Origin of the sequence: Rhizobium sp. BK275, from assembly GCF_014193555.1 — a bacterium.
In the GTDB taxonomy this organism is placed as follows: domain Bacteria; phylum Pseudomonadota; class Alphaproteobacteria; order Rhizobiales; family Rhizobiaceae; genus Rhizobium.
The window spans coordinates 116,622-132,090 of the sequence record NZ_JACHZL010000008.1 but is presented as its reverse complement, the minus strand read 5'-3'; the positions used below and the strand labels follow the sequence as shown (position 1 = coordinate 132,090).

At 60.8% G+C, this 15,469-nt stretch carries 13 protein-coding genes and 1 pseudogene; 9 read left to right on the top strand and 5 right to left on the bottom strand.

Features of this window, described 5'->3' with window-relative positions; translation table 11 throughout:
- The first annotated feature begins 36 nt into the window (after positions 1-36).
- From FHT82_RS24130 to FHT82_RS24105, 6 genes are all read left to right on the top strand, one after another.
- Positions 37-1,974, top strand: a complete 1,938-nt coding sequence (locus tag FHT82_RS24130) for a methyl-accepting chemotaxis protein (RefSeq protein ID WP_183735218.1) — start codon at positions 37-39, stop codon at positions 1,972-1,974.
- A gap of 189 nt (positions 1,975-2,163) precedes the next feature.
- Positions 2,164-4,227, top strand: a complete 2,064-nt coding sequence (locus tag FHT82_RS24125) for a methyl-accepting chemotaxis protein (protein ID WP_183735217.1) — start codon at positions 2,164-2,166, stop codon at positions 4,225-4,227.
- A gap of 170 nt (positions 4,228-4,397) precedes the next feature.
- Positions 4,398-6,218 (top strand): methyl-accepting chemotaxis protein, encoded by a 1,821-nt coding sequence (locus FHT82_RS24120; RefSeq protein ID WP_183735216.1) that lies wholly within the window; start codon positions 4,398-4,400, stop codon positions 6,216-6,218.
- Between the two features lie 76 nt (positions 6,219-6,294).
- Entirely contained in the window at positions 6,295-6,771 is a 477-nt protein-coding gene (locus FHT82_RS24115; protein WP_029869063.1) for a chemotaxis protein CheW, read from the top strand.
- 33 nt (positions 6,772-6,804) lie between these two features.
- Entirely contained in the window at positions 6,805-7,659 is an 855-nt protein-coding gene (locus tag FHT82_RS24110; protein ID WP_183735215.1) for a CheR family methyltransferase, read from the top strand.
- Between the two features lie 9 nt (positions 7,660-7,668).
- Complete coding sequence (locus FHT82_RS24105; protein ID WP_183735214.1) at positions 7,669-8,766, top strand: chemotaxis response regulator protein-glutamate methylesterase; 1,098 nt, start codon at positions 7,669-7,671, stop codon at positions 8,764-8,766.
- A 79-nt stretch (positions 8,767-8,845) separates the two neighbouring features.
- On the opposite strand, the pseudogene FHT82_RS24100 reads toward FHT82_RS24105, so the two are convergent.
- A pseudogene (locus tag FHT82_RS24100) lies at positions 8,846-8,965 on the bottom strand (SDR family oxidoreductase); the annotation flags it as partial.
- A 194-nt stretch (positions 8,966-9,159) separates the two neighbouring features.
- Between FHT82_RS24100 and FHT82_RS24095 the strand changes: the two are divergent.
- From FHT82_RS24095 to FHT82_RS24085, 3 genes are all read left to right on the top strand, one after another.
- Complete coding sequence (locus FHT82_RS24095) at positions 9,160-9,960, top strand: inositol monophosphatase family protein (protein ID WP_183735213.1); 801 nt, start codon at positions 9,160-9,162, stop codon at positions 9,958-9,960.
- A 112-nt stretch (positions 9,961-10,072) separates the two neighbouring features.
- Positions 10,073-11,170 (top strand): MotA/TolQ/ExbB proton channel family protein, encoded by a 1,098-nt coding sequence (locus FHT82_RS24090; RefSeq protein ID WP_183735212.1) that lies wholly within the window; start codon positions 10,073-10,075, stop codon positions 11,168-11,170.
- A gap of 3 nt (positions 11,171-11,173) precedes the next feature.
- Positions 11,174-12,205 carry a peptidoglycan -binding protein gene (locus FHT82_RS24085; protein WP_183735211.1) on the top strand — a complete coding sequence of 344 codons (1,032 nt, stop codon included), beginning with the start codon at positions 11,174-11,176 and terminating at the stop codon, positions 12,203-12,205.
- On the opposite strand, the gene FHT82_RS24080 is transcribed toward FHT82_RS24085, so the two are convergent.
- The 4 genes from FHT82_RS24080 to FHT82_RS24065 all read right to left on the bottom strand — a co-directional run bounded on the left by FHT82_RS24080 (position 12,186) and on the right by FHT82_RS24065 (position 15,362).
- Entirely contained in the window at positions 12,186-13,436 is a 1,251-nt protein-coding gene (locus tag FHT82_RS24080; RefSeq protein WP_183735210.1) for a DUF6596 domain-containing protein, read from the bottom strand. The two genes, FHT82_RS24085 and FHT82_RS24080, sit on opposite strands and share 20 nt — an antisense overlap.
- 7 nt (positions 13,437-13,443) lie before the next feature.
- Positions 13,444-13,785 (bottom strand): YciI family protein, encoded by a 342-nt coding sequence (locus FHT82_RS24075; RefSeq protein ID WP_183735209.1) that lies wholly within the window; start codon positions 13,783-13,785, stop codon positions 13,444-13,446.
- Between the two features lie 229 nt (positions 13,786-14,014).
- Positions 14,015-14,203 (bottom strand): YegP family protein, encoded by a 189-nt coding sequence (locus tag FHT82_RS24070; RefSeq protein WP_113295350.1) that lies wholly within the window; start codon positions 14,201-14,203, stop codon positions 14,015-14,017.
- Between the two features lie 169 nt (positions 14,204-14,372).
- Entirely contained in the window at positions 14,373-15,362 is a 990-nt protein-coding gene (locus tag FHT82_RS24065; RefSeq protein ID WP_183735208.1) for a tripartite tricarboxylate transporter substrate binding protein, read from the bottom strand.
- Positions 15,363-15,469: the final 107 nt, after the last annotated feature.

Genomic DNA, 15,469 nt, shown 5'->3' with positions numbered 1-15,469 from the left:
TTGCGAGACAGTATTTTCCGCTTTCAGGGGATAGAGATGCGTTTCACCATTAAATTGAAGCTAGGTATTGCTTTTGGTCTCGTAATATTATTGGCGCTTGGGATGGCAGGTCTTGCCATTACCAATCTTTATTCACTCAATGCGGCTATCACCGATATCGTTGCTGGTCCTGCCAAGAACCTCTTGAATTCAGGCGGGCTTTCTGACGCGGTCGCCGCATCGATCCGCGCCGAGAAGAATGCGATCATGAACACGGATCCGGCTGCCATTACCGGATATCGGGACACGGTCGCGCAGGAACGGAAGACTATCGACGATCGGCTGGCCGAGCTCGACAAGGAGACCAATCCGGCAATCATCAGCAAGCTTGCAGAATTCCGTTCGGTCTATCCGAACTGGATGCAAGTGCAGGACCAGATCCTCGATCTGGCAACCCAGAACACAACTGAAAGCAATGCGCATGCCGCCCAGATCTCCATGGGCGATGGCGCAAAGGTCACGGACAATCTTCTGAAGATCCTCGGTGAACTCAACAATCACATCGTTGAGGATCTGCACGCTACGGACGAAGCGACGAATGTCCAGTACGACAATTCCAGCAGTGCCCTGATCGGTATGGCCGTGGTGCTGTTCATCTTCTCGACGGCCATCGCGGTCTGGATCGCATTCGGCATCAACCGCGGTCTGAAGATGGTTGCCTTCATTGCGGAGGCCGTGTCGAAGGGCGATCTCGAACAGAAGGTCGAGATCAAGACCAACGATGAGATCAAGGATCTGATCGACACGGTCAATGTCATGACCGCCAACCTGCGCAGCACTGCAGCGCTTGCCGACAAGATCGCCATGGGGGATCTCTCGGTTGACGCAAAACCGTTGTCGGACAAGGATGTTCTCGGCATCGCCATGCAGAGCATGGTGTCAAACCTGCGCACAACGGCCGAAGTGGCAGACCAGATCTCGAACGGCGACCTGACGGTCTCTCCGAAGCCTCTCTCCGAAAAGGATACGCTTGGTATCGCTCTGGAGCAGATGGTGGAGCGCCTGCGCGGTGTCGTCGCCGATGCGATCGCGGCTGCGGAAAACGTCTCTTCGGGCAGCCAGGAACTCTCGGCCAGCTCCGAGCAGGTCTCGCAGGGTGCGACCGAACAGGCGGCTTCGGCTGAAGAGGCCTCCGCTTCGATGGAAGAGATGGCCGCCAACATCAAGCAGAACGCCGACAACGCCGCCCAGACCGAGAAGATCGCCCGCCAGTCCGCCAAGGATGCGGAGAATTCCGGCGATGCCGTCAACCGCGCGGTGGCTGCGATGCGCACGATCGCCGAAAAGATCGGCATCGTCCAGGAAATCGCCCGCCAGACCGACCTGCTCGCCCTGAATGCCGCCGTCGAAGCCGCGCGTGCCGGTGAACACGGCAAGGGTTTTGCGGTCGTCGCCTCGGAAGTGCGCAAGCTTGCAGAACGCAGCCAGTCGGCAGCCGCCGAAATCAGTGCCATGTCCGGCGATACGGTGAAGGCGGCGCAGGAAGCCGGCGATATGCTTGGCCGCCTGGTTCCTGACATCCGCAAGACCGCCGAGCTGGTCTCCGAGATCAGCTCTGCTTGCCGCGAGCAGGATATCGGCGCAGCGCAGATCAACGAAGCGATCCAGCAGCTCGACAAGGTGACGCAGCAGAATGCCGGTGCCTCCGAAGAGATGTCGGCGACCTCCGAAGAGCTCGCAACCCAGGCTGAGGAACTGCAGGCCTCGATCGCCTTCTTCAAGGTGGATATGGCCGGCAACCGCCTGTCCCGCGCTCCGGCCGCCAAGGTTACGGTGCGCACGCCGCTTCCGACCGGAGGCCGCAAGCCGGTCGCCAAGAAGACCGCGGCCGCCAATACGGTTGCTGCCCAGCAGGCACGCGCCAAGGGCTTTGCCCTGGATATGTCGATGGGTGGTCCTGATACCGCAGATGACGATTTCCGCGAAAGCGCCTGAACGCTTTATCCCGTCAGTGGCTGCGCATGCGGCCCCTGACACAAGCTTCCGGCGACCAGGAACGCCGGACGCAAGGCCGCAAAACCTTTGTGCGACCTGTTTTGCCTACCGGAATGTCTTGCTGCATGACGCCGCAACAGGAACCATCGGTCCACGTTTATTACGTCACTTTCAAATAGGGGTATTGCGATGCGTATTACGATCAAGCTCAAGCTCGCAGCCGCGTTCGGCTTCGTCATATTGTTACTAGTGGGTAGTGCAGCCTTTGGAATTATCAGTCTCAGCTCGCTGAATGCCGCCGTCGGCGACCTGATTGCAGGTCCATCAAAAAGACTGGAGTTGGCTCTGGAAGCAAAAGCTGCCGAGCTCGATGCTATCCGGTGGCAGAAGAACGCCCTTTTGGAAATGGATCCTGAAGCAGCCAGGAAACACTACGAAAACTCGGCAAAGAGCATGGATGAATTGCTCACGTTCGCGACAGGCGGCCAGCAGCTCGCAACGGCTGACGGCAAGCCCACGTGGGACAGGCTGGTCGAGCTGAGCAAACGTTTCGTGGAAGGTTCCAACAAAGTCGCCTCGATCCAGGAAAATGGCGACAGGGCAGGGGCCACGGCTTATTCCGGTGGAGAGGTTCGGACCATCGTCACCGAACTGGAGGACGTCTTCACGACACTTGTCGCGCTTCAGCAGAAGTCGATGACCCAAGCCGACGACGATACGGAAATCCTCTATGGCAACACCAGAAACCTGCTGATCGGCATCGCCATCGGCGCTTCCGTCATCGCTTTCGCTGCCGCGCTGTGGATCGCGCTCGGCATCAACAGCGGCCTGCGCAAGATCATGAACGTCGCCAGCGCCGTCGCCATCGGCGATCTGAACCAGAAGGTCGAGATCAGGAGCAATGACGAGATCAAGGATCTGGTGAACACGATCAACGTCATGACGGACAATCTGCGCAATACCGCTGGCATCGCAAACGAGATTTCGAACGGTGACCTCAGCGTTACACCGAAGCCGCTCTCCGACAAGGATACGCTCGGCATTGCCATGCTCGGGATGGTGAACAACCTGCGCTCTACCGCCGACGTTGCCAATCAGATCGCTGAGGGCGACCTCTCGGTCGAGGTCAAGCCGCTTTCGGCCAGGGATACGCTCGGCATCGCCATGCAAAGCATGGTCACCAATCTTCGTGCCACCGCCGACATTGCCACGCAGATTGCCGCCGGCGACCTGACGGTTTCTCCGAAGGCGCTCTCGGCCAAGGACACACTCGGCACCGCGCTCGAACAGATGGTGGAGCGTTTGCGCGATGTCGTCGCGGACGCAATTGCGGCAGCCGAGAATGTTTCGGCCGGCAGCCAGGAACTCTCGGCCAGCTCCGAGCAGGTCTCGCAGGGCGCCACCGAGCAGGCTTCGTCGGCCGAGGAAGCCTCCTCCTCGATGGAGGAGATGGCTGCCAACATCAAGCAGAACGCCGATAACGCCGCCCAGACGGAAAAGATCGCTCGCCAGTCGGCCAAGGATGCGGAGATGAGCGGAAACGCCGTTTCCCGTGCGGTCGAGGCCATGCGTACGATCGCCCAGAAGATCAGCATCGTTCAGGAAATCGCCCGCCAGACCGACCTTCTCGCACTCAACGCTGCAGTGGAAGCTGCTCGTGCCGGAGAGCATGGCAAGGGTTTTGCGGTCGTCGCTTCGGAAGTGCGCAAGCTTGCCGAGCGCAGCCAGTCGGCGGCAGCGGAAATCAGCGCCATGTCGAGCGATACCGTCACAGCTGCCCAGGAAGCCGGGGACATGCTCGGCCGCCTGGTGCCTGACATCAGAAAGACGGCGGAACTCGTGGCGGAGATCAGCTCTGCATGCCGTGAGCAGGATGTCGGTGCGTCGCAGATCAACGAGGCGATCCAGCAGCTCGACAAGGTAACCCAGCAGAATGCCGGCGCTTCCGAAGAGATGTCGGCTACTTCGGAGGAGCTTGCCGCTCAGGCCGAGGAACTGCAGGCCTCGATCGCCTTCTTCAAAGTCGATACCGCGGGTGGCAAGGCAATGACGACGAGTGGTCGCCAGGGTCGTACCCCGGCCGCCAAGGTAACCACGCGCAGCCCCGCTCCAGCTGCAGCCCGCAAACCAGCCGGCAAAGCGGCTCCTGCCAACGGCGTTGCCGCCCAGCAAGCCCGTGCCAAGGGGTTCGCCCTGGATATGTCCATGGGCGGGCCGGACACGGCGGACGATGATTTCCGGGAAAGCGCATAGGCGCTTGCCGGCAAACAGGCATTGGGGCCGCAGTAACAGCGGCCCTGTTACGGCCGGCGCATGGACGCGCCGGGGCACACCGGCTCGGCCGGCAACGCATGAAGCGTTTTTACGGCGGCACAATGTGTCATTTCGCGGGATATCCGCTGCAGTCCTAAAGGGGTCTTGGAATGCGCTTCACGATCAAACTCAAACTGGGCCTGGTGTTCGGTTTCATCGTTCTCCTGACCTGCGCCATGGCCGGTCTTTCGATCTACAATCTCTCGTCGCTGAATAACGACATCACGGTCATGGTTGCCGGTCCGGTGGCCAATCTGCGTGATTCCGGCGACCTCTCCGATGCCGTGATGCGTTCCATCCGCGCGGAAAAGGATGCGATCATCAACACGGATCCGACCAAGATCGCCGGCTATGTCGATGAGATTTCGCAGCAGCGCGAACAGATCAAGACACTGCAGGCTCGCCTTGCCACTTCGGAAGATACTGACATCAGGAATGGCATGGCTCAGTTCGGCGACCTCTACGGCAAGTGGACGGCGCTGCAGGATCGTGTTGCCGACCTCGCCACGCAGAACACCAGCGAATCCAACACCCAGGCCGGCGTCATTTCGATGGGCGAAGGCCAGGCGGTAACAACCCAGCTTCTCGGCATTCTCACCAAGCTGAACGACACCGTGACCGGCAATGTCGCCGAAACCGACGCCGCCACCAACGATCAGTATGCGCAGTCGCGCAACATACTCGTGATGATGACGATCGGCCTGATCATCGTATCCTCCGCTGCCGCCATCTGGATCCTGCTCAATATCTCCCGTGGCCTCAAGCGCGCAGTCCAGCTCGCTGATGCCGTCAGCATCGGCGATCTCGAACAGGACATCGAGCATAAGAGCAATGACGAGATCCGCGATCTGGTCAATTCCATGACGCGGATGACCGGCAACCTGCGTAACACCGCGCAGATCGCCAACCAGATCTCGAACGGTGACTTGACCGTCTCTCCGAAGCCTCTCTCCGAAAAGGATACGCTTGGTATCGCTCTGGAGCAGATGGTGGAGCGCCTGCGCGGTGTTGTCGCCGATGCGATCGCCGCTGCGGAAAACGTTTCGTCCGGCAGCCAGGAACTGTCTGCCAGCTCCGAGCAGGTCTCGCAGGGCGCGACCGAACAGGCGGCTTCGGCTGAAGAGGCCTCCGCTTCGATGGAAGAGATGGCCTCAAACATCAAACAGAATGCCGATAACGCCGCTCAGACCGAGAAGATCGCCCGCCAGTCCGCCAAGGATGCGGAGAATTCCGGCGATGCCGTCAACCGCGCGGTGGCTGCGATGCGCACGATCGCCGAGAAGATCGGCATCGTTCAGGAAATCGCCCGTCAGACCGACCTGCTCGCCCTGAATGCCGCCGTCGAAGCCGCGCGTGCCGGTGAGCACGGCAAGGGTTTTGCGGTCGTCGCCTCGGAAGTGCGCAAGCTGGCAGAACGCAGCCAGTCGGCAGCCGCTGAAATCTCGGCGATGTCCGGCGATACGGTAAAGGCGGCGCAGGAAGCCGGCGACATGCTCGGCCGCTTGGTTCCGGATATCCGCAAGACTGCCGAACTGGTCTCCGAGATCAGCGCTGCTTGCCGCGAGCAGGATATTGGTGCAGCCCAGATCAATGAGGCGATCCAGCAGCTCGACAAGGTGACGCAGCAGAATGCCGGTGCCTCCGAAGAAATGTCGGCGACCTCCGAAGAGCTGGCAACCCAGGCTGAGGAACTGCAGGCCTCGATCGCCTTCTTCAAGGTGGATATGGCCGGCAACCGTCTGTCCCGCGCTCCGGCTGCCAAGGTCACGGTGAGCACGCCGCTTCCGACCGGAGGCCGCAAGCCGGTCGCCAAGAAGACCGCGGCCGCCAATACGGTTGCTGCCCAGCAGGCGCGCGCCAAGGGCTTTGCCCTCGACCTCTCCATGGGCGGCCCCGACGATGGGGATGCGGAGTTCAAGGAAAGCGCCTGAGCATTCGGGTCCTTTCAATCTGTTAACAGGCGTCCCCGATAATGGGGGCGCCCGAATCCAAGGAAAGCGGTTGATCATGGCAACAACATCTCTGGAAGCTCAATTCGTGACCTTCAGCCTCGGCGAGGAGATCTTCGCCGTTCCGGTGGAGGTGGTGCGCGAAATCCTCGACTATGCGGAAGCCTTCAAGATTCCGAATGGCCCCGACTATCTGCTCGGCCTGCGCGATGTGCGCGGTCAGGGCGTGCCGACGATCGACTTGCGATTGAAGCTCGGCATGTCGAAGACCGTGCCGACGCCGCATACGCGCGTGCTGGTCCTCGACGTTCCCATGGAAAACCGTCTTCTGACGCTCGGCCTCGTCGCCGATCGCGTTTTCGAAGTGACGCCGTTCCGCCGCGATCAGATCGAGGCTGCGCCCGATATCGGCGTGCGCTGGCGGTCGGATTACATTGCCGGTGTCGTGCGCCGCGAGAACGGCTTCGTCGTTATCGTCGACCTTGCCCGGCTTCTGTCGCGCGAGGATGCCTCTGTCCTGCAATCGGCCGCCTAAGGCCCTCGAGACTTACCCGGAGCGTCGCGTTTTATGAGTATGGCAGCGGTAGAAACCCAATTGCCGGGTGACAGGATCAGCAAGCGTAACTTCGACAAGCTGGCACGGTTCATCTATGACTATAGCGGCATCAAGATGCCGCCGACGAAGCTGACGATGCTGGAGGGCCGGCTGCGCCGGCGTCTCCGCGCCACGCGCCATGCGAGCTTCGACGACTATTGCGATTTCCTGTTCAACGAGGATGGTCTCGAGCAGGAGAGCGTCTACCTGATAGACGTCGTGACGACCAACAAGACCGACTTCTTCCGGGAAGCCAAGCATTTCGAATATATGCAGACGGTCGCCCTTCCAACGCTCGCCGACAGCGGTGTGCGGACCATTCGTACATGGAGTTCGGCATGCTCGACCGGCGCGGAGCCCTACACCATGGCAATGGTGCTGGCCGAATTCGTCGAGGGTCGTAGCGATCTCTCCTACAGTGTGCTGGCGACCGACCTCTCGACCGACGTGCTGCAGACCGCGCGCCGGGGCATCTATGCGGAAGATCTGGTCGCGCCGGTGCCGCGCGACCTGCAGAAGAAGTATGTCATGGTGGCCAAGCAGCAGGGCCGACGCGATGTTCGCATCTCACCGAAGCTGCGTAGCCGCGTCGGCTTCGCCCGCATGAACCTGATGGACGAGAAATATCCGGTTGGCGACACGATGCATCTGATCTTTTGCCGCAACGTGCTGATCTACTTCGACAAGCAGACGCAGGCAGGTGTTCTCACCCGTCTCTGCGATTGCCTCGCGAAGGGCGGGTACATGTTTATCGGACACTCGGAATCGATCACCGGCTTCGACCTTCCCTTGAAGCAGGTTTCGAATACGGTGTTCCAGCGCATCTGAGAGGGTCCTATGGCCAAAAAAGTCCGTGTCCTCATCATCGATGATTCCGCCAGTGTCCGGCAGACACTGACACGGGTTCTGGAAGACGACCCGGAGATCGAAGTCATGGGCGTCGCCTCCGACCCGTTCATGGCGGCGCGCAAGATCCAGGAAGAGATCCCCGACGTTATCACGCTCGATGTCGAGATGCCGCGCATGGATGGCATCACCTTCCTGCGCAAGCTCATGTCACAGCGGCCCATCCCGGTCGTCATGTGTTCCTCGCTGACGGAAGCAGGTTCGGAAACGCTGCTGCAGGCGCTGGAGGCTGGAGCTGTCGATGTCATCCTGAAATCGAAAATCGGTGCGGCCGACAGTTTGGCCGACGATGCGATGCGTATCCGTGAAGTGGTGAAGAGCGCTTCGCATGCACGGCTTGCGAATGTGCGCCGCGCTGCAGGCCGCGTCCGTTCGGCTTCGGCGGAAGGGCCGGCCAAGAAGCTGACGGCCGATGCGATGCTGCCGCCACCAACCGGCCGGGCCATGGCGAAGACGACGGAAATGGTCGTCTGCGTCGGCGCTTCGACGGGCGGAACGGAAGCCCTGCGCGAATTTCTGGAGGCGCTGCCGGCCAATGCGCCGGGCATGGTGATCGTCCAGCACATGCCGGAAAGATTCACCGCGGCTTTCGCCAAGCGCCTCAATGGTCTTTGCGAAGTCGAGGTCAAGGAAGCAGCCGACGGCGATCCGGTGCTGCGCGGTCACGTGCTGATTGCGCCCGGCGACAAGCATATGCTGCTGGAGCGTCAGGGCGCACGCTATTATGTGTCCGTCAAGTCCGGACCACTGGTTTCCCGCCACCGCCCGTCTGTCGATGTGCTCTTCCGTTCCGCTGCCCGTTCGGCCGGCTCGAACGCGATGGGCATCATCATGACGGGAATGGGAGACGACGGTGCGCGCGGCATGCTGGAAATGCATCAGGCCGGCGCCTATACCGTCGCGCAGGATGAAGCGACCTCGGTTGTTTTCGGCATGCCGAAGGAAGCGATCGCCAAGGGCGGTGTCGACCGAATTCTGCCGCTCGACCAGATCGCCCGCGAAGTGCTGATCACACAGCAGAAGTCCTGACTTTCGGACATTGAGCGATGGAATGACGGGAGCAATGGAATGACGGCACATCTGCGCCGCCGTTCGCTTGTCTGCACCAGGCCAGATAACCGCCGTCGATCGTCAGGCTGGCGCCGGTGATGAAGGATGTTTCGGGGCTCGCGAGACAGGCTGCGAAGCTCGCGATTTCCTTGTCCTCGCCCATGCGGCCGAGTGCCATTCAGACGGATCTATCCAGAATAACTTGGAATTATCCTTTCGTGCTGCAACCCCGCCATGCGGCATTCCCCTTGAAATTTCCCTGATTTTGTGGTCTTGAGGCCGCCAATCTATGCAGCGCTGTCGCTTCCGGCGTTCAGGGACATACCCCCGCCCCTGACAGCGCGTCCCGTATTATCCAAGGAAAATGCCCACATGGCCCGTTCAGCTCTTCTCAATGTCATGGTTCAGGCTGCCATCAAGGCAGGCAAGTCGCTGGGGCGTGATTTCGGTGAAGTGCAGAACCTGCAGGTATCGGTGAAGGGACCGGGCGACTTCGTCTCGAATGCGGACCGCAAGGCCGAAAAGATCGTCAAGGAAGAGCTTCTCAAGGCTCGCCCGACCTACGGCTTCCTCGGTGAGGAAAGCGAAGAGATCAAGGGTACTGATGGCGCGCATCGCTGGATCGTCGATCCGCTCGACGGCACGACCAACTTCCTGCACGGCATTCCAGCCTTCGCCGTCTCCATCGCACTCGAGCGCAACAATGAGATCGTGGCAGGTGTCATCTTCAACCCGGCGACGGACGAGCTTTACACCGCAGAGCGCGGCGGTGGTGCATTCTTGAACGATCGCCGGCTGCGGGTCGCCTCGCGCCGAGTGCTCTCCGACAGCGTCATCGCCTGCGGTGTGCCGCATCTCGGCCGTGGAAATCACGGCAAGTTCCTGATCGAGCTGCGCCACGTCATGGGTGAGGTCGCCGGCATCCGTCGCATGGGTGCGGTCTCGCTCGATCTTGCCTATGTGGCGGCCGGTCGTTTTGACGGTTTCTGGGAAACGGCGTTGTCGCCCTGGGACATGGCGGCCGGCATCCTGCTCATCCGCGAAGCGGGCGGTTTTGCGACCGACTGGGACGGCGGCACGTCGATCCTCGAAACCGGCGCGATCATTGCCGGCAACGAGCACATTCACAAGGCCCTGACGGAAGTCGTCAAGCGGCCCGTTCCGACCCGGTGACGGGCGGGCAAGCAGCCTGTTGCAAAGTCCCGCTTTTCCACCGGGCATACTTCAATTCGGCGCAATGTTGATCTAGTCTCCGGCTGCAATTAGTCCGGAGGCCGAGGAACCTATGGAAAATGTGAATGTGGCCGAGTTCGGCTCGACCGAGAAGACCACGAGTGGCTACGCCTACAAACTCTCAAGTCCCATGTCGTTCTTCTGGACGATGTTATTGTTCCTCATCATCGTGGGCTTCATAGCGGCCATCCTGTTCCGGCAGACACAGACCGCCTTCATGCATAATCCGGGCCTCAATGGTCTCATCCTCGGCGTTCTTGCCGTTGGAATCATTCTCGTTTTCAATCATGTGCTGTCGCTTCGTCCGGAAGTGCGCTGGTTCAACTCCTTCCGCGCGGCAGGCAGCGCCGACAAGGTGAACCGCAATCCGCGGCTGCTTGCGCCGATGCGGGCGCTGATCGGCAATCGCAAGTCCGGGGTGGCATTGTCGACCACGGCGCTGCGCTCCATTCTGGATTCGATCGCCAATCGTCTCGACGAATCACGCGACGTCTCCCGCTACCTCATCGGGCTTCTCGTCTTCCTCGGCCTGCTCGGCACCTTCTGGGGCCTTATCGGTACGATCGGTTCCATCAGCTCGGTCATCCAGTCACTCGATGCCGGCTCGAACGGTACGGGCGACGTGCTGTCCACGCTGAAAGAAGGGCTTGCGACGCCGCTGTCCGGCATGGGCCAGGCTTTTTCGTCATCGCTGCTCGGTCTTTCGGGTTCGCTGATCCTCGGTTTCCTCGACCTGCAGGCCGGCCGCGCGCAGAACCGTTTCTACACGGAGCTCGAAAACTGGCTCTCCTCCGTTACCGATGTCGGCTCGGACATTCCGGTGCCGACGCTCGATGCAGTCTCCGGCGGCTCGTCGGAAGATATGAAGGCGCTTTCGGAATATCTGCGCAAGGTTGCCGAAGAGGGTGGCCCGGCCAGCCAGCGGTCGGTCGCGGCCATGGCGAGCCTTGCCGAAGGCATCCAGGGCCTCGTCAAGAACATGCGCAACGAGCAGCAGATGCTGCGCGACTGGATCGAGGTGCAGCAGGACGAGGCAAAGGCGATGCGCCGCACGCTCGACCGGCTGGCCGAGCGTATCGGCGTGCAGGATCGTGGCGGCGAGAGGGCGCGCGAGCGGGCCGGCCATGTCGAAAAGAGCGAGGGCAAGTAAGCGATGCCTCTTGCCCGCAACCGTCGCCACCAACGCGCGGTCGACTACTGGCCGGGCTTCGTCGATGCTCTGTCGACGCTGCTCATCGCCATCATGTTCATCCTTACGGTCTTCGTCGTCGGCCAGTTCATTCTCAGCCGCGAAATCAGCGGCCGTGATGAGGTGCTGGCACGTCTGAACGGTCAGATCAATGAGCTCACGCAGTTGCTGGCGCTCGAGAAGGGCAGCAATCAGGATCTTCAGGATTCCGTCGCCAATCTGCAGGCATCGCTTGCGAGTGCTGAGGGCGAGCGTACGCGATTGCAGGCGCTGCTGAGCGCGGGCTCCGGCGGCCAGGATGCGGCAAAGCGACAGATCGGAACGCTGACGCAACAGCTCGATGAGCAGAAGCAGGTCAGCGACCGTGCCCTCAGCCAGGTCGAGCTCCTCAACCAGCAGATCGCAGCACTGCGCAGCCAGATTGCTGCTGTCGAGGCAGCACTTCAGGCTTCCGAGGAGAAGGATCAAACCTCGCAGACAAAAATCGCCGATCTCGGCCGCCGTCTGAATGTGGCGCTGGCCGCGCGCGTGCAGGAACTCAACCGCTACAGGTCGGACTTCTTCGGCCGTCTGCGCGAGATCCTGTCCGATCGCGAAAACATCCGTGTCGTCGGCGACCGTTTCGTCTTCCAGTCGGAAGTGCTGTTCCCATCTGGGGGAGCGGACCTCAATCCCGATGGCCAAACAGAAATGGCAAAGCTCGCCGCCGCCTTGCTCGACCTTGCCAAGGAAATTCCGCCCGAAATCAACTGGGTTCTGCGCGTCGACGGGCATACGGACAATGTCGCGCTTTCAGGCACGGGCCGCTACCGGGACAACTGGGAGCTTTCGTCTGCCCGCGCGATCTCTGTCGTGAAGTTCCTGATCGCGCAGGGTGTGCCTGCCGACCGGCTTGTTGCGGCAGGTTTTGGCGAATTCCAGCCGATTGCGCCCGGCGATACGCCGGAAGCGCGTGCCACGAACCGCCGTATCGAACTCAAGCTGACCGAGAAATAACGGCCTTAAGCCTGCTGGTGAGGAAGGTGCAGATGGCCGGATTGTCGCTCAGGCCGATCGCGATTCCGTAGGCTTCTGCCGCGGCATCACTTTCACCGAGTTCGGAAAGCAGATGCGCGCGCACTGCCCAATAGGGCTGGTAGCTGGCAATGGCACGTTGCTCCAGCCCGTCCAGCAAAGTGAGGGCCGAGGCCGCGTCTTCGACCCTGCCGATGACAGCTGCGTGGCTGACCTTCGCGCCGAGCGTCGGTTTCATGGCAATCAGTGCCCGATAAAGCGTGACGAGAGCTTCCCAGTCCGTTGCCGCCGTCCGGCGACGCGAGACGTGGACGGACTGGATCGCCGCCTGGCACTGGAACGGACCAAAGCAGTCGAAAGTACCGGCTTTGCGCAGCAGCGCGTCGGCTTCCGCCATCATGATCTCGTTCCAGAGGCCGGTGTCCTGATCCTCGAGCGGCACGTAGAGGCCATCAGCGTCGAGCCGTGCATGTCTTCTTGCTTCGCAATAAAGCATCAGTGAGAGCAGCCCCATGACCTCGGGCTCTTCCGGCAGAATTGTTATGAGCGTACGGCCAAGCCAGATGGCTTCGCCTGTCAGGCCCGTGCGACTGTCTTCCTCGCCATCGAGACCATCCCAGCCCAAGCCATAGGCGGCATAAATTGCGGAGAGCACGCTCGCCAGCCGCTCCGTCAGCATGTGCTGCTCGGGAATAGCGAAGGGAATGCCGGCATCGCGGATCTTCACCTTAGCCCGCACCAGACGCTGGCTCATGGCATCCGGCGAGACGACGAAGGCCCGCGCCATGGTTTTAGCGTCAACGCCAAGCACGGTCTGGAGCATCAGCGGTGTGTGAACAGACTTGTCGATTGTCGGGTGGGTACAGGCAAAAAGCAGTTTCAGCCGTTCATCCGGGAAGACGGCATTTTCGACATCGTTCATGCGCTCTTCGGCTTCCTCGAAAGCCAGCGTAATCATGTTGCGAGCATTGTCGCGCACATTTCGGTGGCGGACGGCCTGTATGAGGTTGCGGCGAGCTGCGGTGAGCAGCCAGGCCTCGGGATTATCGGGAATGCCGCGCTCGGGCCATGTTCGCAGAGCAGCCGCAAGCGCTTCGGACAGGGCATCTTCTGCTGCCGGCACATCGCGCGAGCGGGCAGCAAGAAAGGCAATAAGCTTGCCGTAGGATTGGCGCGCCACCTTTTCGGCGGCGCGACCTGCATCTGATGTCACAACGGTCTCACGCTGTTTGCAGCCGGGGCCGTATTTCGACCGAGCCCCGTTCGGAGACGGGAACGCGTGTGGCCCATTCGAGCGCGGCATCGAGATCCGGCACCTCGATCACGTAGAAGCCGCCGAGCTGTTCCTTGCCTTCCGGGTAGGGACCGTCCTGCACGTCATGATCCTCACCCTTGCGGCGCATGATCGTGCCGGTCTCAGGTGGGGTCAGACCGGCGCCGGCGGTCAAGATCCCGGCTTGCATCAGTGCCTTGGTGTAAGCCGTCCAGCCGTCGCGGTAGGCGGGATCGCCGCGGCGGACAAAGTCTTCTGCGGATTCACGGATGATAAGCGCGTATTGCATCGGAAACTCCTGATCCTCTGATGGCGTTTGACCGGGCAGCAGCATGTAAAGCCGAAATTGCCAAGGCTGCAATGCTCCGGTGGCGCGGCCTCGGGCCGTTCCGAAACAATGAGGTTTCAGCAGCCGTCATTTCGACATCGCGGTCGAAAAAAGTTCGCGCTGCAAATGGGTGCGGGAAAATACGTCGATAAGGAGATGCTGGAGGCGACGGTGTCGCCTCCGCTTCAGATCAGGCTTCCGCCTTTGTCTGGTCCACCACATCCGCGCCGGGCGAATTCTTCTTGATGGATTCAATGGCGTTCACTGCGGATGCTTTCGCCTTGTAACCTTCGGACGAGAACATGGTCTCTCCGTTCGACGCCTTGAAGCGGAAGCGGAATTCACCGGCCTTATCCTTGTAAACTTCAAATCTGTACATGGATCCCTCCTGGTAAGCTGAAATCGTGCATCAGCCTTTTGAAGGCTAGCCCAGAATTGTAAGCTTTTCCACTACCTTAATTAGAATTCAATTGCAGGGCGTCCGGTTGCCGCCGGTTGGATCGGGCGGAGAGAAGGGGATACCGGCATGCGGTTCCCTCCCGTTGCGGTCACTCCATCTGGATATGGGCGCCGTCGACGACCGGTTTCCATTTGGCAAGCTCGGCCTTCACATGAGCGCCGAGTTCTTCCGGCGTAGATCCGACGATCGTCGCGCTGAACTCCTTCATCCGCTCGGCAACGGCCGGATCGGTCAAGGCTTTGTTGGCCGCGGCGTTGAGGCGGCTGACCACATCGGCCGGCGTGTTGGCGGGTGCAAAGAGCGCATTCCACGTATAGGTCTCGTATCCTGATATGCCGGATTCCGCTATGGTTGGAACATCGGGGAAGGAAGGCGCGCGTTCGGCCGTCGTCACGGCGAGAGCTCTCAGCGTACCGGCCTTGATGTGGCTCGACGACGAGGGCAGATTGTCGAACATGATCGGCACCTGGTTGCCGATGACGTCGTTCAGCGCCGGTCCCGCTCCCTTATAGGGAATATGCTGCATGTCGACGCCGGCCATGCTTTTGAAAAGTTCGCCGGAAAGGTGCAGCGGCGTGCCGTTGCCGGATGAGGCGTAGCTGTATTTGTCCGGATCGGCTTTCAGCAGTGCGATCAGTTCCTGCACATTCTTTGCAGGCAGTTCCGGATTGACGACCAGCACGTTCGGAACGATCACGAGCAGCGAGATCGGTGCAAAATCCTTCTCGGCATCGTAGGGCGTCGATTTCAGGATCAGCGGGTTGAGAGCGTGCGTGGCGACGGTACCCATCAGGATCGTATAGCCATCCGGCTCGGCGCGCGCGACATTGCCGGCGCCGAGATTGCCGCCGGCACCTGCGACATTCTGCACGATGACCTGCTGGCCGAGATCGTCGGACATTTTCTGCGCGACGATGCGGGCGACGACATCGGTCGAGCCGCCGGCGGCAAAGGGCACGATCATGGTGATCGAGCGATCCGGAAAGCTCTGGGCCAATGCTGCCGTGCCTGCAGTGGCGGCAAGCAGACCAAGGGCTAACGCCAGGCTCATGCGACGAGTCATTCTACAAAGCGCCATTCGAATCTCCTCCCATAGATTTCAACAGCAAAGATCCCATCCTCGGGCATAGGGAGGTTAGGGCAGGCTGCGGCAAAGGCAATCGCTGGTGGGAGGTGTGCCGATCA

Excerpts from the sequence above, each read along its gene's own strand:
- FHT82_RS24130 (WP_183735218.1), top strand. The coding sequence starts at position 37 with ATGCGTTTCACCATTAAATTGAAGCTAGGTATTGCTTTTGGTCTCGTA.
- FHT82_RS24125 (WP_183735217.1), top strand. The coding sequence starts at position 2,164 with ATGCGTATTACGATCAAGCTCAAGCTCGCAGCCGCGTTCGGCTTCGTC.
- FHT82_RS24120 (WP_183735216.1), top strand. The coding sequence starts at position 4,398 with ATGCGCTTCACGATCAAACTCAAACTGGGCCTGGTGTTCGGTTTCATC.
- FHT82_RS24115 (WP_029869063.1), top strand. The coding sequence starts at position 6,295 with ATGGCAACAACATCTCTGGAAGCTCAATTCGTGACCTTCAGCCTCGGC.
- FHT82_RS24110 (WP_183735215.1), top strand. The coding sequence starts at position 6,805 with ATGAGTATGGCAGCGGTAGAAACCCAATTGCCGGGTGACAGGATCAGC.
- FHT82_RS24105 (WP_183735214.1), top strand. The coding sequence starts at position 7,669 with ATGGCCAAAAAAGTCCGTGTCCTCATCATCGATGATTCCGCCAGTGTC.
- FHT82_RS24095 (WP_183735213.1), top strand. The coding sequence starts at position 9,160 with ATGGCCCGTTCAGCTCTTCTCAATGTCATGGTTCAGGCTGCCATCAAG.
- FHT82_RS24090 (WP_183735212.1), top strand. The coding sequence starts at position 10,073 with ATGGAAAATGTGAATGTGGCCGAGTTCGGCTCGACCGAGAAGACCACG.
- FHT82_RS24085 (WP_183735211.1), top strand. The coding sequence starts at position 11,174 with ATGCCTCTTGCCCGCAACCGTCGCCACCAACGCGCGGTCGACTACTGG.
- FHT82_RS24075 (WP_183735209.1), bottom strand. The coding sequence starts at position 13,785 with ATGCAATACGCGCTTATCATCCGTGAATCCGCAGAAGACTTTGTCCGC.
- FHT82_RS24070 (WP_113295350.1), bottom strand. The coding sequence starts at position 14,203 with ATGTACAGATTTGAAGTTTACAAGGATAAGGCCGGTGAATTCCGCTTC.
- FHT82_RS24065 (WP_183735208.1), bottom strand. The coding sequence starts at position 15,362 with ATGGCGCTTTGTAGAATGACTCGTCGCATGAGCCTGGCGTTAGCCCTT.